This is a genomic window from Paraburkholderia unamae, assembly GCF_003268775.1.
Classification (GTDB): Bacteria; Pseudomonadota; Gammaproteobacteria; order Burkholderiales; family Burkholderiaceae; genus Paraburkholderia; species Paraburkholderia unamae.
In genome coordinates, this window is record NZ_QLSU01000005.1 from 140,710 (window position 1) to 159,866 (window position 19,157).

The 19,157-nt window shown below is 66.7% G+C and carries 18 protein-coding genes and 3 tRNA genes; 8 read left to right on the top strand and 13 right to left on the bottom strand.

Annotated features, from left to right (window positions below; all coding sequences use genetic code 11):
* The first annotated feature begins 25 nt into the window (after positions 1–25).
* Complete coding sequence (locus C7401_RS10075; RefSeq protein ID WP_112171245.1) at positions 26–1,861, top strand: ABC transporter ATP-binding protein; 1,836 nt, start codon at positions 26–28, stop codon at positions 1,859–1,861.
* Positions 1,862–1,967: 106 nt separating this feature from the next.
* Here C7401_RS10075 and otsA read toward each other — a convergent pair whose 3' ends face one another.
* Entirely contained in the window at positions 1,968–3,398 is a 1,431-nt protein-coding gene (otsA, locus tag C7401_RS10080) for an alpha,alpha-trehalose-phosphate synthase (UDP-forming) (protein ID WP_112171246.1), read from the bottom strand.
* 103 nt (positions 3,399–3,501) lie between these two features.
* Positions 3,502–4,254 (bottom strand): trehalose-phosphatase, encoded by a 753-nt coding sequence (gene otsB / locus C7401_RS10085; protein WP_112171247.1) that lies wholly within the window; start codon positions 4,252–4,254, stop codon positions 3,502–3,504.
* 465 nt (positions 4,255–4,719) lie between these two features.
* Between otsB and C7401_RS10090 the strand changes: the two genes are divergently transcribed.
* The 3 genes from C7401_RS10090 to C7401_RS10100 all read left to right on the top strand — a co-directional run bounded on the left by C7401_RS10090 (position 4,720) and on the right by C7401_RS10100 (position 6,769).
* Positions 4,720–5,286: an SCO family protein gene (locus C7401_RS10090; protein ID WP_258396985.1), complete on the top strand. Its 567-nt coding sequence runs from the start codon at positions 4,720–4,722 to the stop codon at positions 5,284–5,286.
* Positions 5,287–5,407: 121 nt separating this feature from the next.
* Positions 5,408–5,821, top strand: coding sequence for a copper chaperone PCu(A)C (locus tag C7401_RS10095; RefSeq protein WP_373864433.1), 414 nt, complete (start codon positions 5,408–5,410; stop codon positions 5,819–5,821).
* Positions 5,822–5,884: 63 nt separating this feature from the next.
* Positions 5,885–6,769 carry a cytochrome c oxidase assembly protein gene (locus tag C7401_RS10100; protein WP_112171466.1) on the top strand — a complete coding sequence of 295 codons (885 nt, stop codon included), beginning with the start codon at positions 5,885–5,887 and terminating at the stop codon, positions 6,767–6,769.
* Positions 6,770–6,808: 39 nt separating this feature from the next.
* Here the strand turns inward: C7401_RS10100 and C7401_RS10105 are convergent, their stop codons facing one another.
* From C7401_RS10105 to uvrC, 7 genes are all read right to left on the bottom strand, one after another.
* Complete coding sequence (locus C7401_RS10105; RefSeq protein WP_112171249.1) at positions 6,809–7,297, bottom strand: GNAT family N-acetyltransferase; 489 nt, start codon at positions 7,295–7,297, stop codon at positions 6,809–6,811.
* Positions 7,298–7,353: 56 nt separating this feature from the next.
* A complete protein-coding gene (locus C7401_RS10110; RefSeq protein ID WP_112171250.1) occupies positions 7,354–7,626 on the bottom strand; it encodes a DUF2164 domain-containing protein in 273 nt (90 codons plus the stop codon).
* A gap of 117 nt (positions 7,627–7,743) precedes the next feature.
* Positions 7,744–7,817 (bottom strand) — tRNA-Cys (locus tag C7401_RS10115).
* Between the two features lie 137 nt (positions 7,818–7,954).
* A tRNA-Gly gene (locus tag C7401_RS10120) sits at positions 7,955–8,030 on the bottom strand.
* A gap of 80 nt (positions 8,031–8,110) precedes the next feature.
* A tRNA-Gly gene (locus tag C7401_RS10125) sits at positions 8,111–8,186 on the bottom strand.
* A gap of 189 nt (positions 8,187–8,375) precedes the next feature.
* Positions 8,376–8,966: a CDP-diacylglycerol--glycerol-3-phosphate 3-phosphatidyltransferase gene (gene pgsA / locus C7401_RS10130; RefSeq protein WP_112171251.1), complete on the bottom strand. Its 591-nt coding sequence runs from the start codon at positions 8,964–8,966 to the stop codon at positions 8,376–8,378.
* 125 nt (positions 8,967–9,091) lie between these two features.
* Positions 9,092–11,323, bottom strand: a complete 2,232-nt coding sequence (gene uvrC, locus C7401_RS10135) for an excinuclease ABC subunit UvrC (protein ID WP_112171252.1) — start codon at positions 11,321–11,323, stop codon at positions 9,092–9,094.
* 255 nt (positions 11,324–11,578) lie between these two features.
* Here uvrC and earP point away from each other — a divergent pair, with 255 nt between their 5' ends.
* The 4 genes from earP (at position 11,579) to C7401_RS10155 (ending at position 15,725) form a co-directional block, all read left to right on the top strand.
* Positions 11,579–12,763 carry an elongation factor P maturation arginine rhamnosyltransferase EarP gene (gene earP, locus C7401_RS10140; RefSeq protein ID WP_258396963.1) on the top strand — a complete coding sequence of 395 codons (1,185 nt, stop codon included), beginning with the start codon at positions 11,579–11,581 and terminating at the stop codon, positions 12,761–12,763.
* 163 nt (positions 12,764–12,926) lie between these two features.
* Positions 12,927–13,484 (top strand): elongation factor P, encoded by a 558-nt coding sequence (gene efp, locus C7401_RS10145; protein WP_112171254.1) that lies wholly within the window; start codon positions 12,927–12,929, stop codon positions 13,482–13,484.
* A 314-nt stretch (positions 13,485–13,798) separates the two neighbouring features.
* A complete protein-coding gene (locus C7401_RS10150) occupies positions 13,799–14,008 on the top strand; it encodes a CsbD family protein (protein WP_112171255.1) in 210 nt (69 codons plus the stop codon).
* A gap of 331 nt (positions 14,009–14,339) precedes the next feature.
* Entirely contained in the window at positions 14,340–15,725 is a 1,386-nt protein-coding gene (locus C7401_RS10155) for a sigma-54-dependent transcriptional regulator (RefSeq protein WP_112171256.1), read from the top strand.
* A 92-nt stretch (positions 15,726–15,817) separates the two neighbouring features.
* Here the strand turns inward: C7401_RS10155 and nagZ are convergent, their stop codons facing one another.
* The 4 genes from nagZ to recO all read right to left on the bottom strand — a co-directional run bounded on the left by nagZ (position 15,818) and on the right by recO (position 19,150).
* Positions 15,818–16,858 carry a beta-N-acetylhexosaminidase gene (nagZ, locus tag C7401_RS10160; protein WP_112171257.1) on the bottom strand — a complete coding sequence of 347 codons (1,041 nt, stop codon included), beginning with the start codon at positions 16,856–16,858 and terminating at the stop codon, positions 15,818–15,820.
* Between the two features lie 54 nt (positions 16,859–16,912).
* The gene (gene acpS / locus C7401_RS10165) at positions 16,913–17,311 is read right to left on the bottom strand and encodes a holo-ACP synthase (protein WP_112171258.1); all 399 of its coding nucleotides are present in this window, start codon (positions 17,309–17,311) and stop codon (positions 16,913–16,915) included.
* Between the two features lie 64 nt (positions 17,312–17,375).
* Positions 17,376–18,140, bottom strand: coding sequence for a pyridoxine 5'-phosphate synthase (gene pdxJ, locus C7401_RS10170; RefSeq protein ID WP_112171259.1), 765 nt, complete (start codon positions 18,138–18,140; stop codon positions 17,376–17,378).
* Entirely contained in the window at positions 18,137–19,150 is a 1,014-nt protein-coding gene (gene recO, locus C7401_RS10175; protein ID WP_112171260.1) for a DNA repair protein RecO, read from the bottom strand. Before recO ends, pdxJ begins: the two co-directional genes overlap by 4 nt.
* Positions 19,151–19,157 lie beyond the last annotated feature (7 nt).

The following is a 19,157-nucleotide window of genomic DNA, read 5'->3' on the forward strand; positions in this document are numbered from 1 at the left end:
TTCCGTCAGACCGACCGCCGATCAATTGGAACATCTGACCATCGCCCAGCGTAACGCCCACAACGCAAAGCTCGCGAGCTATGCGCGGCACCCGCTCGCGTTTCTTTTCCGTTACATCAAGCGCCACCCGCTCGCGCACGCCATCGTGCTCGCCAGCGTGTTCGCGGCCGTCGGCTGCGCGCTTGCGTCGCAGTACGCGATCAAGCATCTGATCGACGTGCTCGGCGCGGGCCGCCACCATCCGGGGCCGCTGTGGACCGCCTTCGCCATCCTGGTTGGCCTGATCGCCGCCGACAACCTGCTCTGGCGGGTCGGCGGATGGTTCGCCGCGCACACCTTCGTCGCCGTCACGGGCGACCTGCGGCGCGACCTGTTCCAGTATCTGAGCGGGCACTCCCCCACCTACTACGCCGAAAAGCAGCCCGGCACGCTCGCCAGCCGCATCACCGCGACCTCGAACGCCGTCTACACGGCCGAGAACACCACCGCCTGGAACGTGCTGCCGCCCTGTATCGCCGTGGCGGGTGCAATCGTCATGATCATCGCGGTCAATCCGTTGATGGCGGCGGGCCTGCTGCTCTGCTCAGCCATTCTTTCGGTGATCCTCTTCAAGCTGGCCGGGCGCGGCTCGTCGCGCCACCACACGTTCGCCTCCAAGGCGGCCGCCGTGGACGGCGAACTCGTCGACGTGATTGGCAACATGGCGCTCGTGCGCGCCTTTGGCATGACGTTCCGCGAGCAAAAGCGCTTCGGCTCGACCGTGAAGGCCGAACTCGACGCGCGCCGCCAGAGCCTGCTTTACCTCGAAAAGCTGCGTCTGCTGCACGCCGTGATCACGGCCATGCTCTCCGCCGGCCTGCTCGGCTGGGCGCTGTGGCTGTGGGACCAGGGCAAGGCGACTTCCGGCGACATCGTGCTGGTCAGCTCGCTCGGCTTCACGATCCTGCACGGCACGCGCGACCTCGCGGTGGCGCTCGTGGACGTGACCCAACACGTGGCGCGCCTCGCCGAAGCCGTGCAAACGCTGCTCGAACCGCACGGCATGCCCGACCGCGACGACGCCACGGAACTCGTGGCGCAAGGCGGCCAGGTCGATTTCGAGGGCGTGAACTTCGCCTACCCGCACCGCAAGCCGATTCTCGACCACTTCGACCTGCGCATCGAGGCGGGCCAGCGCGTGGGCCTGATCGGCAAGTCGGGCGCGGGCAAGACCACGGTGCTCGCCCTGCTCCAGCACTTCTACGACACCCAGGCCGGCGCCATCAAGATCGACGGTCAGGACATCGCGCATGTGACCCAGGACAGCTTGCGCCATGCGATTGCGCTCGTACCGCAGGACATTTCGCTGCTGCACCGGACGATCTACGAGAACATCGCCTATGGCCGCCCGGAGGCGACCCGCGAGGAAGTGCTGGCCGCGGCCCGCGAGGCGCGCTGCGCCGACTTCATCGAGGCGATGCCCGAGGGCTACGACACGATCGTGGGCGACCGCGGCGTGAAGCTCTCCGGCGGGCAGCGCCAGCGCATCGCCATCGCGCGTGCCATCCTCAAGAATTCGCCGATCCTGCTGCTCGACGAGGCGACCTCGGCGCTCGACAGCGCATCCGAAGAAGCCATCCAGCAGGCGCTCGACCGGCTGATGGTGGGCCGCACCGTGATCGCCATCGCGCACCGTCTCTCGACGCTGCACAACTTCGACCGCATCATCGTGATGAGCGCGGGCAAGGTGATCGACGACGGCAGCCCCGAGGAATTGCGCAACCGCCCGGGCCTCTATCGCGATCTGCTCGCCAAGCAGTACGGCAAGCAGTCCACGTTGCATCTGGGCAACAAAAAGACCGACGAGAAACACGTGGCCTGACGCGCGCCGCGAGCCTCCCAAGGCTCCGGACGCAAAAAAGCCGCTTCAGGGCATGGCCCGAAGCGGCTTTTTTTTCGTCTTTGGCGTCGCCAGCAGGCTTGGGCGTTCAGCCCGGCGCACGCTCCAGCGGCGGCAAGGCCACGCCGCGCCGCACGCTGACCTCGCCCAGGTCGCGCAAGAAGCGGTCGCGCCAAACCGAAACATTGTTCTCGCGAAGCTGCACCATCATGTCGCGATAGCGCGAGAGGCGCTCGGCGAGCGGCATCGAGAGCGCCTGGCCGAGGGCGTCGGCCATGCCGTCGATGTCGAGCGGATTGACGATCAGCGCGCCTTCGAGCTCCTGGGCCGCGCCCGCGAAGCGCGAAAGCACGAGCACGCCCGGATCTTCGGGGTCCTGCGCGGAAACGTACTCCTTGGCGACGAGGTTCATGCCGTCGCGCAGCGGCGTGACATAACCCACGTGCGACGCGCGGAACAGCGCCGCCAGCACCGAACGCTCGTACTGGCGGTGGATGTACCAGATCGGCGTCCAGTCCAGTTCCGCGAAGCGGCCGTTGATGCGCCCCGACTCCGCCTCGAGGCGCAGCCGGATGTCCTGATAGGCATGCAGGTCGGCGCGCGTGGGCGGCGCGATCTGCACGAACGAAACCTTGTTGCGCTGCGCCGTCGAGTGGTCGAGCAGGCGCTCGAACGCGCGAAAACGCTCCACGAGCCCCTTCGAATAGTCGAGCCGGTCCACGCTCATGATGACCTTGCGCCCGTGCAGCGTGGCCTTGAGCGTGCGCACCGGCTTGCCGCGCTCGCCGGCCTTGGCGAGTTCGGCGATCTCGTCGGGATACACGCCGATCGGGTAATCGCCCGCGCAGAGCGTCTGTCCGAACGCCTCGATGCGCGTGAGGCCGTTCGCCTGCTTCTCAATCGCGCCCCCCGCCTCGTTCACGATGTAGTCGCAGAAGGCGCGCACATCGGGCTTCGTCTGGAAGCCGAGCAGATCGAACGAGCACAGCGCCTCGACCAGTTCGCGATGCGGCGGCACCGCCAGCAGCACCTGTGAGGCCGGAAACGGAATATGCAGGAAAAAACCGATGCGATTTTTCACGCCCGCCGCGCGCAGCGCCCGGGCGAACGGAATCAGGTGATAGTCGTGCACCCAGATCACGTCGTCCTCGCGCAGGAGCGGTACGAGCTGCTGCGCGAGCCACGCGTTCACGCGGCAATAGCCTTCGTATTCGTGGCGGTCGTACTGGACGAGATCGGCGCGGTAATGGAACGCAGGCCACAGCGTGGCGTTCGAAAAGCCGCGGTAGTACTGGTCGTAGTCGCGCCGCAACAGGCCGATGGTGGCGAAAGTCACCGGCCCGCGCTCCTCGAGCGCGATCTGCGGCTGGCCGGAGGTGAGCACCTCCCCGCTCCAGCCGAACCACATGCCGCCGGTTTCCTTCAGCGCGTCGTACACGCCGACCGCCAGGCCGCCCGCGGCCGGACCGCCTTCAGAAATCGGCGCGACGCGGTTCGACACGATGATCAATCGGCTCATGAGGTGCAGGGTCCGTACGGTAAATCGGAAAAGCGTTGCGCGCGCAGGGCGGCGGCGCGCGGCGGGTTATCAGCAAGAGCCAGGAGGCGACGCATGAGTGGGGTCACCGGGCGCCGGGCATGGCCGCGACGATCGACGCGAGCCAGCCGAGCAGCGCCTCGACCGACTCCACGCGCGAGCGCGCGATGGTGTCGCCGCCGCCGACCTTGATCGACAGCCCGCCCAGGGCGTTGACGACGGCAAAGCCCTTCTCGTCGGTCAGATCGTCGCCGGCGAACACCGGGTTGCGGCCCGCGAACGGCGGCTCGTCGAGAAACGCGCGCAGCGAGCGGCCCTTGTCGACGTCTTTCGGCTTGATCTCGTAGACCATCTTGCCGGGCTGGAGCACGTAGGCGTCGGCGTAGTCGGCGGCGAGGCGCTCGGTCGCGGCGCGCGCGGCGCCCTCGTGCTCGGGCGCGTTGCGGTAGTGCAGCGCGAGCGAAGCGCCCTTGATCTCCAGCAGCATGCCCGCGTGGGTACGCACCACCTCGGCAAGCACCTGCTCCATGTGCAGCAGGCGCTGGTCGTTGAAGCCGACGCGCTGTGTGTCGCCGTTGGCGTCGCGCCGCTCGGCGCCGTGCAGGCCCGCCACGGGGATGTCGGGCATGCCGAGAAAGCCATCGATGCTGTCGATGCCGCGCCCGGACACGATCGCCACCGCGCCATGCGTCGCGCGCCGCAGTTCGTGCAGCAGTGCGAGCATGTCGGGCCGCACGAGCACGCCGTCGGGCGTAGGCGCCAGATCGACGAGCGTGCCGTCGAAATCGAAGAAAAATGCCGTCTGTTCAGGCGGCAGGACTGCCGGAAGTGCTTGCATTACGTTCTTTTCGTCCCTCGGCCTCGCGGCCGGGTATGGTCCGGGCCGCGAGCGGACACCGGAGAAAGTGTGCGAATCTTACCGCGCCTTCAGTCGATTTTCGAGAAAGTAAGGGGCTGAGCAGCCGGGCAGCGGCCGCCGCGGCCCGGAATCCACCCCACGCGGTCTCATCATACGAATCGCCGCCACCGGCGCTGAGCCGGGCTTTGCGCCCGCTGCGACATATCGGCGCGCAGCGGAGCGCTTGCGACGGCGCGAGTCCAATTTTGCTACAGTCGCAGCCACAAGCCGAGCCTCCATGCCTCCCGCGCGCGGCCGGCCAGATCAATCGAGTCAACGAGCCCGCCATTGTTCCCCACTCCCGCGCTATCGCTTGCTTCATCGCTTGTTCGATCGCTGAGCACGTTGCACGCCCGCCTCGGCCGCGCAACGTGGTGCGTGCGGCGCGCGACGGTCGCGGCGGCCGTGTCGGGCGCGGTGCTGCTCGGCGCATGCTCGCATCCTGGCGAGCCATGGCAGTTGACGAACGTGAGCGGCCACCTGCCCGACCTCGACTTCGCGCTCACGGACGACACCGGCCAAAACGTCACGGCCGCGAACTTTCGCGGCATCACCACGCTCGTCTACTTCGGCTACACGCACTGCCCGGACGTCTGCCCGGAGACGATGGCGCGCCTGATGCAGGTCATAGCAAAACTCGGCCCCGATGCCCGCAACGTGCGGATACTCTTCGTGAGCGTCGATCCCGCACGCGACACGCCGCAGGCGCTGCACGCCTACGTGGGCGCGTTCGACGCGCAGCACGCGCGCGGCCTGAGCGGCACCGATGCGCAGATCGAATCGCTCGCGCAGCGCTACCGCGTCGCGTACCAGATGGAAAAGCGCGACCCCGACGGCAGCTACGAGGTCACGCACAGTTCGGCCGTCTATGTGTTCGACGCGCAAGGCCGCGCGCGCCTGCTCGTCACCGACCACGACACGCCGGACGCCATCGTCCACGACCTGCGCCGCGTGATCGACGCGCCCGCATGAACGCATGCCCGCCCGAGCCCCCCATCATCGAGTCTTACTTGCAACCGCAAACGCAACAGGAAGAAACCTCATGACGAACAACCTCAAGTCGCTCACCGTCTCCCTTGGCTGTGCACTCGGCATGCTCGGCTCGCTCGCCGCCTTCGCGCCGGCCGCGTACGCCGCCGGTACGGTCACCGCTCAGAACGCCTGGGTGCGCTGGCTGCCCAACGACCTGCCGGCCGCCGGCTACGTGACGCTGAAAAACGACGGCGACCAGCCCGTCGACCTCGTGAGCGTGTCGAGCGATGCCTACGGCATGGTCATGCTGCACCAGACCGTCTCGAACGGCTCGACGCAGAAAATGGTGATGGTGCACAAGGCGACGGTGCCCGCGCATGGCACGCTCGCCATTGCGCCGGGCGGCTACCACCTGATGCTGGAAAAGGCGCAGCACAAGATCGCGCCGGGCGACACGGTAAACGTGAAGCTTCAGTTCTCCGACGGCGAGACGCTGAACACGCCGTTCGCAGTGAAGCCACCTTCGCAGCAGTAATGCGCGGCGTCGTTGCGCGCGCAAGCAACCTGAACCCGCGATGAGCCCACCGCCATGCTCGCGATGACCCTGCTCTACTGGCTCCAGCCCTGGGAGCCTTCGCCGACCGTCATGATCGCCACCCTGCTCACGGCGGTTCTGTTCGTGCGCGGCAAGCGGCATGCGCGCGTGTCTCTCGCGCGGCAGATTTCGTTCTGGTTCGGTCTCGTGGCGCTCTACGTCGCGCTGCATACGCGGCTCGACTACTTCTTCGAGCACGAGTTCTTCATGCATCGCGCGCAGCACCTGGTGCTGCATCACATCGGCCCGTTCTTCATCGCGCTCGCCTACCCCGGCGCGGCACTGCGCGCGGGCATTCCGTTCAGGCTGCGGCAGCGTATCGTGCGGCCCGTGCTCGCCGCGCGGCCCGTACGGGTGGCGCTCGACATCGTGATGCACCCCGTCGTTGCGGTCACGCTGTTCGTCGGGCTCATCTACTTCTGGCTCTTTTCGCCGATCCATTTCATCGCGATGCTCGACTGGCGCCTGTATCGCGTGATGAACTGGAGCATGGTGATCGACGGGCTGCTGTTCTGGTGGCTCGTGCTCGACTCGCGCCCCGCGCCGCCCGCGCGCCTCTCGCCGGGCAAGCGCGTGCTGGTGGTGATCGCGGCCATTCCGCCGCAAATCGTGCTCGGCGCGTTCATCTTCTTCACGTCGCGCGAGCTCTATCCCGTCTACTCGATCTGCGGACGCGCGTTCACCTGGCTCTCGCCCATGCGCGACCAGCAGATTGGCGGTCTGCTGCTGTGGATTCCGGGATCGATGATGAGCGTGGTCGGCGCGCTAATCGCGCTGCGCCACTGGATGCGGCTATCCGCGCGCGGACGCTTGCAGCAGGACCGGCGCCCCGGCGCTCGCGCCAAAGACAGCGCGCCCCACGACGAAGGCGACACGCTGCGCACCTGAGCGCACATGAGCGCGCTCGCGGCATGCGAGGCCCGCAGGTTATGCCGAGCGCATCCAGACGTGCGCAATGCCGTCCTCGTCGTGGATCTCGCCCACGGGCGAAAAGCCGAACGCGCCGTAAAACTTCTGGAGATGGGCCTGGGCATGCAAACGCATCGCCACGTCCGGCCATTGACGCCCGATCTGGACGATGGCGCGTTCGAGCAGCGCATTGCCGAGCTTGATGCCGCGATGGTGCTGCGACGTCACCACGCGGCCGATACGCACGTCGGCGTCCTCGGCATCGGGCAGCAGCACCCGCAGATAGCCCGCGAGTTCGCGCACGCCGTCACGCTCGCTCCACGCGAACAAGTGCCACGCGCCGAAGTCGAGACCGTCGATGTCGCCGTACACGCAGTTCTGCTCGACGACGAACGCGTCGGAGCGCAGCTTGAGCATGGCGTAGACGTCGCGCGCATCGAGTGCGTCGAAGGCTTTCCATTGCCAGTCGAATTGGGGAAGCGGCAAGGCGGGGGACTGCACGGTCATGATCTGTGATTTCCGTCAAAACATCGCGAATGCCCACGATTATGCCGTGCGCGGCCTCACTTGCGCCGGCGCGGCTGCTCGTACTTGCGCCAGTACTGGAACGCCTCCTCGTGCAGGTCGATGTCGAGGTCGACGATGCGCGCCTGCATGCTCTCCTGCGCGTCGGCGATGGCCTTGTTGTACACGGCCGGCGCGATTTCTTCGAGAAAGAAGCCAAGCAGCGCGCCCGCGGCGATGTTGCCGATCGGCTCTTCCATGTTGGCGTCGAAATAGCGCTGGATGGACGCGATCGCCTCGGTGCGCGCGTCTTCGGGGAGTTCGATGGGCATGTCGGGAGGCCGCAGTGATGGCGTTGCGGCTATTGTGCGTCAGCGGCGCTCGATGCCTGCACAAAAATGGACGCGAAAAAAGCAAAAGCCACCCGAAGGTGGCTTTTGCTTTACATCTGGAGGCGCGAGCCGGAGTCGAACCGGCCTAAACGGCTTTGCAGGCCGCTGCATAACCGCTTTGCTATCGCGCCAGAAGCGGACTGACCGGACTACGGAACACGCCAAAAACTGCTTGCGCCCGCAACGACCGGACAGATTTGTTTGATGACCCGATACTGTGATCCAGGCCTGCCAAACAAAAAGGGAAGCGCTGCTTCCCCTTGGCATTTGGAGCGGGAGACGAGTCTCGAACTCGCGACCTCAACCTTGGCAAGGTTGCGCTCTACCAACTGAGCTACTCCCGCAAATGTCCTGCTTTTTACTGCACTGCCTTACTGCTTCGGCACTTCGTTTTTCTACCGCAAAAACGCCGCACCTTAAAATCTGGAGCGGGAGACGAGTCTCGAACTCGCGACCTCAACCTTGGCAAGGTTGCGCTCTACCAACTGAGCTACTCCCGCATTTTGCTTCCGATTTCGCTTAACTACCGCTTATCTTCCGCTATCTCCACCGCATCTACTTGCTTGCTGCTGTTTCGTCGCAGCGGAGAAGTGAGATTATGTATAACCCGCTGAATCGTGTCAACCCCTTGCGGTGATCTTTTTAAAAAAAACCGCATGGGGGTCGCAGCACGGTTCACGGGCGTCTGCTCAAAGGCTCCCCCGCTCGCGGATCTGCGGCCACGCGAGCTTCATGTAGTAGAGCATCGACCAGATCGTGAGGAAGGCCGCCACATAGATGAGCCACGCGCCCCACACGCGCGAGTCGAACAGCGTCACGCCGCCGAGCGTGAGCGGCGCATAGAACAGCAGCATGGGAATCGCGACCATCTGACACGCCGTCTTGAACTTGCCGAGCGAGTTCACGGCCACGCTCTTCGACGCGCCGATCTGCGCCATCCATTCGCGCAAGGCCGAAATGGCGATCTCGCGGCCGACGATCACGAGCGCGATCACCGCGTCGAGCCGCTGGAGATGCACGAGCACAAGCAGTGCCGCCGTCACCATGAGCTTGTCCGCGACGGGATCGAGAAACGCGCCGAACGACGACGTCTGATTCCACTTGCGCGCGAGAAAACCGTCGAACCAGTCGGTCAGCGCCGCCAGCACGAAGAGCAGCATCGCCGCCACGTTCTGCTGCATCGGGGAAAGCATCGTCTGCGGCAGATAGAACACGCCTACCACGAGCGGAATCGCCAGGATCCGCAGCCAGGTCAGGAGAATCGGAATATTGAACGGCATCGGCTGGCGCTATCGGTCGGGGAAGATGCAATTATGGGAGATGCAATTGTGCCGCGTCGCCGCACGTGCCACAAGCAACCGTAAGGAAGGCCCGGCGAGCCGGTCCGGACCGCCCGCCGCGCGCATCAGTGAAGCTGCTGGTAGATCTGCTCGGCGAGCGCGTGCGAGATGCCCTCCACGCTCGCGAGATCCTCCACGCTCGCCGCCATCACGCCGCGCAAGCCGCCAAAGCGCGCGAGCAGCCGCTGCCGCCGCTTCGCGCCCACGCCTTCCAGTTCCTCGAGGCGCGAGGTCTGCCGCGTCTTGCCGCGCTTCGCGCGCATGCCCGTAATGGCGAAGCGGTGCGCTTCGTCGCGGATCTGCGCGACCAGCATGAGCGCCGCGCTCTCCTTGCCGAGTTCGAGCGGCGCGCGGCCGTCGGCGAACACGAGCGTTTCGAGACCCACCTTGCGCCCCTCGCCCTTCGCCACGCCCACCAGCATCGCCGGATCGAGACCCAGTTCGGTGAACACCTGGCGCGCGATCTCGACCTGCCCCTTGCCGCCGTCGATCAGCACGATGTTGGGCAGCGTGCCGCCGGGCGCGGGCGCCTCGGCGGCCTCGACACCCTCGGCCGTGTCCGGCAACGCGCTGGGATCGGCGGGATCGGGGGCCGGCGCCCGCACCGGCGACTCATCGGGCTCGGCGCGCGCGGCCTGCGCCACCATCTTCTCGTAGCGGCGCGTGAGCACCTGGCGCATCGCGGCGTAGTCGTCGCCGGGCGTGATGCCGGTGATGTTGTAGCGCCGGTAGTCGCTCGATTGCATCTTGTGATGGTGATACACCACGCATGACGCCTGGGTCGCCTCGCCCATCGTGTGGCTGATGTCGAAACACTCGATGCGCAGATGCGCGAGATCGTCGAGTTCGAGCCCGAGCAGTTGCGCGAGCGTGCGCGTGCGGGCCTGTTGCGAGCCCTGTTCCGAGAGCAGCCGCGCGAGCGCGAGGCGCGCGTTCTGCTCGGCCATCGCGAGCCACGCGCGCTTCTGGCCTTGCGGCTGGCGCAGCAGCACGACCTTGTGGCCCGCCTGCTCGCCGAGCACGTCGACGAGCTCGCGGTTCGCGGGTGGATGGCTCACCACGAGCACCGGCGGCACGCGATTGCCGAAGTAATGCTGCGCGATGAACGCATCGAGCACTTCGGACTCGATGCCGATTTCACGCTTCCGGCGCCCGCCTGCACTTGCTGCGGGCGCATCGCTTCCGGCCGCTGCGGCGGCGACATCGTCGCCGGCGTCCTCTTCCTCGTCCGCGAGATCGGCCGCAATGGCGAGCGGGTCCGGCGCGGCGGCCTCGTCCTCATGAGCGGCGTTCTGCTGCTCCTCGTCCACGAAATCCGCCACCGTCTTGCGCGCAAGCGACGGCAGGGACTTCAGCGCGCTTGCCGCAACCACGGTGTCGCTGTCGATGTCCTCCGCGACGCCGCCCTCCTCGTCCGTCAGCGCGCGCTCGACGTGCGCCGGGAAGTAAGCCTTGTCGCCCAGATGCCGCCCGCCGCGCACCATCGCGAGATTCACGCAGACGCGCCCGCCCAGCGCCACGACCGCGAGAATGTCGACGTCGCTTTCGCTGCCCGTTTCGATGGCCTGCTGGTGCAGCACGGTCGACAGCGAGCTCATCTGGTTGCGCACGGCCGCCGCCTGCTCGAACTTCAGATCGGCGGCGAACGCGTGCATCTTCGTTTCGAGCTCCTTCATCACTTCGTTCTGGCGCCCGAGCAGAAAGCGCGACGCGTTGCTCACGTCGCGCGCGTAGTCCTCTTCGCTGATCGCGCCCACGCAAGGCGCCGTGCAGCGCCCGATCTGATGCAGGAGGCACGGCCGCGTGCGGTTGTTGAACACCGAGTCTTCGCAGGTGCGCAACTGGAACACGCGCTGGAGGATCTGGATGCTCTCGCGCACGGCCGAAGCGCTCGGGAACGGCCCAAAATACTGGTTCTTGCGATCGACAGCGCCACGGTAGTACGCCATGCGCGGAAACGTGTGTCCCGTCAGCTTGAGAAACGGATAGGACTTATCGTCGCGAAACAGGATGTTGTAGCGCGGCGTGAGCGCCTTGATGAGATTGTTCTCAAGCAGCAACGCCTCGGCCTCGGAGCGCGTCACCGTGGTTTCGATGCGCGCGATGCGCGAGACCATCATCGCGATACGCGGCGAGAGTTGCGTCTTGGTGAAATAACTCGACACGCGCTTTTTGAGATCGCGCGCCTTGCCGACGTAAAGCACCGCGCCTTGCGCGTCGTAATAACGATAGACGCCGGGCAGGTGCGGTAACTGCGCGAGCGTCTTTTTCGGGTCGAAAACGTCGGTGTCGGTCATCCAGTTCCGGGGACGGGTAAGGCTTCGAAGTCTTTGTGGCGCGATGGCCACGCTGGTCGCTCCGGCCACTCGGTCATTTGAGGGCGTTGCGACCCGCGCCGCCGTCGCGACGCGTTCATGGCGGTATCCTAGAATCGCAAGTTTAGATCATTCCGTGCCGCGCCGAACCTGCCCGCCTGCGCCCGCAAATGGCCACAGATGGCCGCAGATGCCCGCATACCGGCCGCGCCGCGTCACCAGCACACCGCAATCGCCATGACAGAAGCCCGCTCCCCCACTAGCGCTACCGGCGCGCCCATTGCCTGCGACCTGTTCTGCGCGGTGATCGACAATTACGGCGACATCGGCGTGTGCTGGCGGCTCGCGCGGCAACTCGCGCACGAGCACGGCTGGCAGGTGCGCCTGTTCGTCGACGACCTGCACGCGTTCCAGAAGCTCTGCCCCACGCTCGACACAGGCCGCGCGACGCAAAGCGTCGAAGGCGTGCTCGTCGAGCACTGGCACGCGCCCGCGCACGCCGGCGACACGCTCCAGATCGCCGATGTGGTGATCGAGGCGTTCGCCTGCGAGTTGCCCCCCGTCTATGTCGCCGCGATGGCCGCTCGCACGCGCAAGCCCGTCTGGCTCAATCTCGAATACCTGAGCGCCGAGGACTGGGTGGCCGACTTCCATCTGCGTCCCTCGCCGCATCCTCGCTACGCGCTCTCCAAGCATTTCTTCTTCCCCGGCCTCGGCCCCGGCACCGGCGGTGTGCTCAAGGAGCGCACGCTCGACGCCGAACGACTCGCCTTCGAGCGCTCGGCCGACGCGCGCGAAACCTGGTGGCGCAACGCGACGGGCGGTCCGCCGCCCGGCCCCGAAACCACCGTGATCTCGCTTTTCGCCTACGAGAACCCGGCCATCGCCCCCTTGCTCGAACAGTGGCGCGACGGCGGCAAGCCGGTTTTCCTGCTCGTGCCGGAGGGCCGCATTTCGGGCGCGCTGGCGCGATTTTTCGGCGTCCCGGCATTCGGTGCAGGCTCGCAGGCCACGCGCGGCGCGCTGCATGCGCAAGCGCTGGCGTTCACCGAGCAACGTGGCTATGACCCCTTGCTCTGGGCAAGCGACCTCAACTTCGTGCGCGGCGAGGACTCTTTCGTGCGCGCGCAGTGGGCGGCGCGGCCGTTCGTCTGGCACATCTACCCGCAAGCCGACGACGCCCATCTGCCGAAACTCGACGCCGCGCTCGCCCACTACGGCAGCACGCTGCCCGAAGCGCCGCGCGCCGCGCTCGAGCGTTTCTGGCATGCGTGGAATGGCCGCGGCGCGCCCGATTGGGCCGATTTCGCCCAGCACCTGCCCGCCTGCCGCGCGCGCGCAAGCGGTTGGGCGGGCGAACTGGCGCGGGTTGGCGACCTCGCTGGAAATCTAGCCGAATTCGCAAAAAGTCAGTTAAAATAAGCGGTTATCCGACGGCAGCCGTCTCAAGCGCTTCGACTTCGGCGCCCCTCGCGGTGAGCTTGCCAAAGCACACCAAACAGGGTCGCACCATCCGAACCCGCTTGCGACGTTTGCCGCCGCGCACACTCGAAGCTACTCAATCTGGACAGGACAGTTTTTTACTATGAAGACCGCACAGGAACTCCGCGTCGGCAACGTCGTGATGATCGGTAACGACGCGATGGTCGTGCAGAAGGCCGAATACAACAAGTCGGGCCGCAACTCCGCCGTCGTGAAGATGAAGTTCAAGAACCTGCTGACCGGCGCGGGCATGGAAACCGTGTACAAGGCCGACGACAAGTTCGACGTCGTCGTGCTCGACCGCAAGGAAGTGACCTACTCGTACTTCGCCGACCCGATGTACGTGTTCATGGACGCCGACTACAACCAGTTCGAAGTCGAAGGCGAGATGATGGGCGACGCCCTGAACTACCTCGAAGACGGCATGGCTTGCGAAGTCGTGTTCTACAACGAGAAGGCCATCTCGGTCGAACTGCCGACCGTGCTCGTGCGCGAAATCATCTACACGGAACCGGCTGTCAAGGGCGACACGTCGTCGGGCAAGGTCCTGAAGACCGCCAAGCTGCACACCGGCTTCGAGCTGCAAGTGCCGCTCTTCTGCAACATCGGCGACAAGATCGAAATCGACACGCGTACGAACGAGTACCGCAGCCGCGCCTAAGGCAGCACGTTCGCGGGCAATTGCAGCGTGAGCGGCATCCGCCCGCGCTGCCCCTCGCGGCAAAAGGCCGGCACCGTCGTCAAAGCGCCCCTCGGGGCGCTTTTTCTTTTTTTCCCGAACGTGTATGTTTGAGACTGCCACGGGAAATCCTTACCGGTTTTGCACGTGCATTAGCGTACTTCCTGCCGCTGCGGCGCGGGTGGCCACGCAGGCTGCGGTGCGCGCCGGCAAGGAATGTCTCGCGGCACGATTTCTGCTGTGAGGGTGATCGAGCGTGCTTCGCGCATGGTCTTTCCCCGAACAGGAGAAACACGATGAACAACGACATTGCTGAAGGCAAGTGGAAGCAGTTGATCGGCAAGGCCAAGGCGGCGTGGGGCGAGCTGACGGACGACGAGCTCGTGAAGGCCAAAGGACAGGCGGATCGCCTGGCCGGCCTGATCCAGGAACGCTACGGCAAGACGCGTGACGAAGCGGAACTGGAAGTGCGCCGCTGGTTCGACGCGCACCGGCCGCGCGACTGACGCGCCGTTCACGGCATGGCCGGTACGGCCGCCCACTTGCAGGCAACAGGGGGTTTGCGCAGACGCCAGGGCGCCATGCGTCCGCGGCTTGACCCGCTGCACGGCCGCCGGTGGCTCAGCGCCCGGCAGCGCCGTCGCGCCCCCGCCCTGGCGCAGCACAACTGGGAGGACCGCAACTGAAACACCTGCTTCGAGACATCCCGGTGATCTCGGTGAAACCTTTCGTATCGTGCCGCGCTTCCGCGCGCCGCGCAGCCGTCTGCCGGGGCGCCCGCGCCATCCGTGCGCGAGCCGCCGGCGCGACCGCGCTCATCCGTAAGCCGCTACCGCCATGCCACACGCCCTGATTGTCGAAGACGATCCGAACAGCCTGTCAGGTCTCTCAGCGATCCTGTCAGCCGACGGATTCTCCGTCGACACTGCCGCCACACTCGCCGAGGCGCGCGCCGCGCTCGCGCGCTTTATCCCCGATGTCGTGCTCGTCGACCTGAACCTGCCCGATGGCGGCGGCCTCGAACTGCTCCCGCATCTGCCCGCGCAACCGCCGGGCGGCGCGCTACCCGTCATCGTGATGACCGGCAACGCCACGGTGGAAAGCGCGATCGAAGGCCTGCGCCACGGCATCTGGGACTATCTGCTCAAGCCGGTCAATATTCCGCGCCTGCGCAGCCTGCTCGCGCGCATTCCGCGTCCCTACGAGCTGACCGAGGAGGTCCGCACGCTGCGCGCCGCGCTGCGCCAGATGGGGCGCTTCGGGCCCATGCTCGGGCGCAGCGGCGCGATCCAGCATGTCTACGACACGCTCGAACAACTCGCGCCCACCGAATCCGCGATCCTCGTGCACGGCGAGGCCGGCACCGGCAAGGAAGTCGCCGCACGCACGCTGCACCAGTTGAGCCGCCGCCGCAAAGGGCCGTTCGTCGTGTGCGACGCCCGCGCGCTCGTTGCCGAGGCGGCGAGCGGACGACCGCTCGCGAGCGTGCTGTTCGGCCACGAACGCGGCGCGTTCAGTGGCGCGGAGCAGCGCGAGCCGGGCCTCGTCGATCAGGCGGGCGGCGGCACGCTCTTCATCGACGAGCTAACCGACCTGCCGCGCGAGCAGCAGGAAACGCTGCTGCGCGCGCTCGATTCGCAAACCTTCATGCGCGTGGGCGGCAACAGCGAGGTGGGCACGGACTTCCGCCTCGTCGCCGCCACGCGGGCCGTGCCGCGCGAAGCGGTCCAGCAAGGCATGCTGCACCAGGATTTGTGGCTGCGCCTCGACGCCGCGGCACTGCCGTTGCCGCCGCTGCGCGAGCGCGACGATGACGCCGCGCTTCTCGCATGCGCGTGTGTCGACGAGCTCAATCAGGACGCGCTGGTGCACGGCATGGCGGGCGCGTCGCGCCTCGTCGCGCCGTCGTTCATCCGCGAATGCCTGGCCTACGACTGGCCCGGCAACGTGCGCGAGTTGCAGGAACGCGTGAAGCGCGCGTGGCACGCGTCGGGCGAGGTGCTGGAAACCTTGCAGGCCGAGGAAAGCAGCGGCGCGAGCCCGCGCGACATGAACGGCGGCCGCGTGCAGGTGACGGTGGGCACGCCGCTCGCCGACGTGGAAGAGATGCTGATTCGCGCGACGCTCGACGCCGTGGGCGGCACGCGCCACCGAGCGGCGTCCCTGCTCGGCATCAGCCCGAAGACGCTCTACAACAAGCTGCAACGCATGCGCCTGAACTGAAATGCGCTGAGCGGCCGATAAAAAAGGCGGCCCTTCGTCACCGAAGGGCCGCCTTTTCTCTTTCCCGCTGCGTGTGGCGTGCGCTGCTTCGCTCAGGGCAAGACGCTGCGCAACAGCGCCTGCGCTTCGACATAGCCGGGGTCGGCCGCGAGCTTGTCCCAGCGCTGCGCCTTGCCGCGCGCGCGCATGCGCCTGATGCGCTGGCCCGACGCCTTCGCGGCACGGCGCGGCTCCACGTTGCGCAACGCGTCGAGCACTTTTTCCGCCTCGTGCGGCTGGTTGCAGATCAGCACCATGTCGCAGCCGGCCTCGAGCGCCGCGCGCGCGCCCTCCACGAGCGTGCCGCCCTGGCGCGCCGCTTCCATCGAGAGATCGTCGCTGAAGATGGCGCCGGTGAAACGCAGCCGCTTGCGCAGGACCTCTTCGACCCAGATGCGCGAGAAGCCCGCCGGCTTCGCATCGACCTTCGGATAGATCACATGCCCCGGCATGACCGCCGAAAGCGAAAGGCCGAGCCAGTCATAAGGCAGTGCGTCCTCGCCGAGGATCGCTTCGAGCGGGCGTTCGTCCACAGGCACCGCGACGTGCGAATCGGCCGTGGCGAAGCCGTGACCCGGAAAGTGTTTGCCGCAATTGGCCATGCCCGCAAGCGAGAGGCCGTGATTCAGGCTCTTGGCGAGCAGCGTGACGACGCGCGGGTCACGATGGAACGCGCGGTCCCCCACCACCTTCGATTGCCCGTAGCCGAGATCGAGCACCGGCGTGAACGAGAGGTCGATGCCGCACGCGCGCAACTCGCTCGCGAGGATGTAGCCCACTGCCGTCGCGAGCTTGGTGGCGAGCAGCACGTCCTTGTCCCACAGTTCGCCCAGGCGCCCCATGGCGGGCAGCACCGTGAAGCCGTCGGTGCGAAAGCGCTGCACGCGGCCGCCCTCGTGGTCGACGGCGATCAGCAGGTCCTCGCGCACCGCGCGAATCGCGTCGGTGAGCGCGACGAGCTGCGCGCGGTTCTCGTAATGCCGCGCGAACAGGATCACACCGCCCGTCATGGGATGCGCAAGACGGCGCACGTCGTCGTCGGTCAGCGTGGTGCCGACCACGTCGAGCATTACCGGTCCGGAAAGTCTCTTCATCGATCAGTTTTTGCGTAGATGCCGCGCCGCGCGCGGCGTGGGATGCGTGGGATATCAGCCGTTGATTTCGGCGACCACGAACGACACCGCGTAATCGCGTTCGTCGGTGATGCTCACGCGCGCCGTGATGCCGCGTTCGTCGAGCCAGTGCGCGAGTTCGCCCGAAGCGACGATCACCGGCCGCCCGCCCGGCTCGTTGAGGGTTTGCATGGCGCGCCAGGTCATCGGCATGCGCATGCCCATGCCGATCGCTTTCGAGAACGCCTCCTTCGCGGAAAAGCGCGTGCACAGGTAAGCGAGCCCGCGCGCCTCCGAGCGCGCCTTGCGCGCCTCGTACACGGCCAGCTCGTCCGGGCCGAGCACGCGCGGGGCGAAGCGACCGTTGGTGCGCTCCATGACCGCCGCCACGCGGCTCACCTGGATGATGTCGGTGCCGATACCGTAGATCGCCATGAGACTCCCGAGTATGGATGTCGATTGCGTGAGCGTTGCGCTTGCGCCCTGCGGGAAGCCCGGTTCAGGCGCGCGAGCCCAGACGCGCCGCAACCATGATCGCCTTCATTTCGCGCACCGCGTTTTCCCAGCCCGCGAAGATTGCGTGCGCAACGATCGCGTGGCCGATGTTCAGTTCGACGATACCGTCGATGGCGGCGATCTGCTGCACGTTCGTGTAGTGCAGGCCGTGTCCGGCGTTCACCTTCAGGCCAAGGCTGTTGCCGCAGTTCACGCCCGCCACCACGCGCTCGAATTCGCGCTCCTGCTCGCCCGCGTCGTGCGCCTCGGCGTAGCGGCCCGTGTGCAGCTCGATCACGGGCGCGCCCGCTTCGTGCGCCGCGCGGATCTGCGTTTCGTCCGGGTCGATGAAGAGCGACACGCGGCAGCCCGCTTCGGCCAGTTGACGGCACGCGGCGGCGACGGCGTCGAAGTGGCCCGCGACGTCGAGGCCGCCCTCGGTCGTGAGCTCCGCGCGCTTTTCGGGCACGAGGCAAACATCTTGCGGCTGGATCTCGCAGGCGATGTCGAGCATCTCGGCCGTCACCGCGCATTCGAGGTTCATGCGCGTTTTCAGTTGCGGGCGCAGCGTGCGCACGTCGGCGTCGACGATATGGCGGCGATCCTCGCGCAGGTGCAGCGTGATCACGTCGGCGCCCGCCTCTTCGGCGAGGAGCGCCGCGCGGATCGGATCGGGATAAGCAGTGCCACGCGCGTTGCGCAGCGTGGCGACGTGGTCGATGTTGACGCCGAGGTCGATCACGTTGGGCGAAGTGAGAAAGAAGCTCATAGGTTCTGCAAGTCGATCAGGATCTGGCGCGTCGCGAGCGGCGTGCCGCCAAGGTAGTTATTCAGCAGGAAGCGCATGAGCGCCTTGCTCTGCGCAACGGTTTGAGGCCGATGGTAATCGTCCTCTTCCATATCGAGCAACGTCTGACCCGAGAGCACCGGCCATTGCACGGGCCACTCGTCGGAGGCCTCGCGCACGCCGCGTTCCGGATCGAACACGTAGCGCCCTTCGGCCACCACGGTCTTGCGGCTCACGGTGCGGTTGAGCGCGAGCGCGTAACCCGCCTCGCGCAACAGCACGCGCTCGAACGAGCGTAACACCTGCACGGGCGGCTCGTCGTGCGCGAGGCGCGTGAGCGTGACGACGTAATGGCGAAAGAGTTCGGGGTGGGGATCTTCGCGCGCGATGAACTTCACGAGCAGCTCGTTCACGTAGAAGCCGCACAGGAGCGCATCGCCCGTGAGCGGCAGCATGCCGCCCACCCACTCGGCGCCGGTGAGCGTGCGCACTTCGCCCTTGCCGGTCCACGAGAGCGCGAGTGGCTGGAAGGTTTGCAGCACGCCGCGCAGCGCCGAATGGGGGCGCTTTGCACCCTTCGCGACGAGTGCGACGCGGCCGTGGTCGCGCGAAAGCACATCGATGATGAGGCTGGTTTCGCGGTACGGGTAGCTGTGCAGCACGAAAGCGGGCTGCTCGGCGATGCGGTAGTCGGGAGTCGTGCTGCGTGAGGCGCGCGGCAGTTGCGAGCGCGCGGTCGTCTTGCGGGCGGGACGCGGCTGCGCGCGGCCTTCGAGCGTCGCGTCGGCGCCTTCGGTCATCGCGTTGCGCGTTGCGCCGCCTTTCGTGACCCTTGCGTCCTTGGCGGCCTTCGTGGTCTTGGCACCTGCCGTACGCGAGCGGCGCGTGCCAGGGGCTTCGAATGCCTCGTCTGAGGCATTCGTTTCGTCGGCCTGCGCTTCATCGGGCGCGGGCCAGTCGTCGTGCAGGGTTCCGGCTGCGCCGTCACTCATACGCGGT

Excerpts from the sequence above, each read along its gene's own strand:
- otsA (WP_112171246.1), bottom strand. The coding sequence starts at position 3,398 with ATGAGCCGATTGATCATCGTGTCGAACCGCGTCGCGCCGATTTCTGAA.
- otsB (WP_112171247.1), bottom strand. The coding sequence starts at position 4,254 with ATGCAAGCACTTCCGGCAGTCCTGCCGCCTGAACAGACGGCATTTTTC.
- C7401_RS10095 (WP_373864433.1), top strand. The coding sequence starts at position 5,408 with ATGCTCGGCTCGCTCGCCGCCTTCGCGCCGGCCGCGTACGCCGCCGGT.
- C7401_RS10100 (WP_112171466.1), top strand. The coding sequence starts at position 5,885 with ATGACCCTGCTCTACTGGCTCCAGCCCTGGGAGCCTTCGCCGACCGTC.
- C7401_RS10105 (WP_112171249.1), bottom strand. The coding sequence starts at position 7,297 with ATGACCGTGCAGTCCCCCGCCTTGCCGCTTCCCCAATTCGACTGGCAA.
- C7401_RS10110 (WP_112171250.1), bottom strand. The coding sequence starts at position 7,626 with ATGCCCATCGAACTCCCCGAAGACGCGCGCACCGAGGCGATCGCGTCC.
- pgsA (WP_112171251.1), bottom strand. The coding sequence starts at position 8,966 with ATGCCGTTCAATATTCCGATTCTCCTGACCTGGCTGCGGATCCTGGCG.
- uvrC (WP_112171252.1), bottom strand. The coding sequence starts at position 11,323 with ATGACCGACACCGACGTTTTCGACCCGAAAAAGACGCTCGCGCAGTTA.
- earP (WP_258396963.1), top strand. The coding sequence starts at position 11,579 with ATGACAGAAGCCCGCTCCCCCACTAGCGCTACCGGCGCGCCCATTGCC.
- efp (WP_112171254.1), top strand. The coding sequence starts at position 12,927 with ATGAAGACCGCACAGGAACTCCGCGTCGGCAACGTCGTGATGATCGGT.
- C7401_RS10150 (WP_112171255.1), top strand. The coding sequence starts at position 13,799 with ATGAACAACGACATTGCTGAAGGCAAGTGGAAGCAGTTGATCGGCAAG.
- C7401_RS10155 (WP_112171256.1), top strand. The coding sequence starts at position 14,340 with ATGCCACACGCCCTGATTGTCGAAGACGATCCGAACAGCCTGTCAGGT.
- nagZ (WP_112171257.1), bottom strand. The coding sequence starts at position 16,858 with ATGAAGAGACTTTCCGGACCGGTAATGCTCGACGTGGTCGGCACCACG.
- acpS (WP_112171258.1), bottom strand. The coding sequence starts at position 17,311 with ATGGCGATCTACGGTATCGGCACCGACATCATCCAGGTGAGCCGCGTG.
- pdxJ (WP_112171259.1), bottom strand. The coding sequence starts at position 18,140 with ATGAGCTTCTTTCTCACTTCGCCCAACGTGATCGACCTCGGCGTCAAC.
- recO (WP_112171260.1), bottom strand. The coding sequence starts at position 19,150 with ATGAGTGACGGCGCAGCCGGAACCCTGCACGACGACTGGCCCGCGCCC.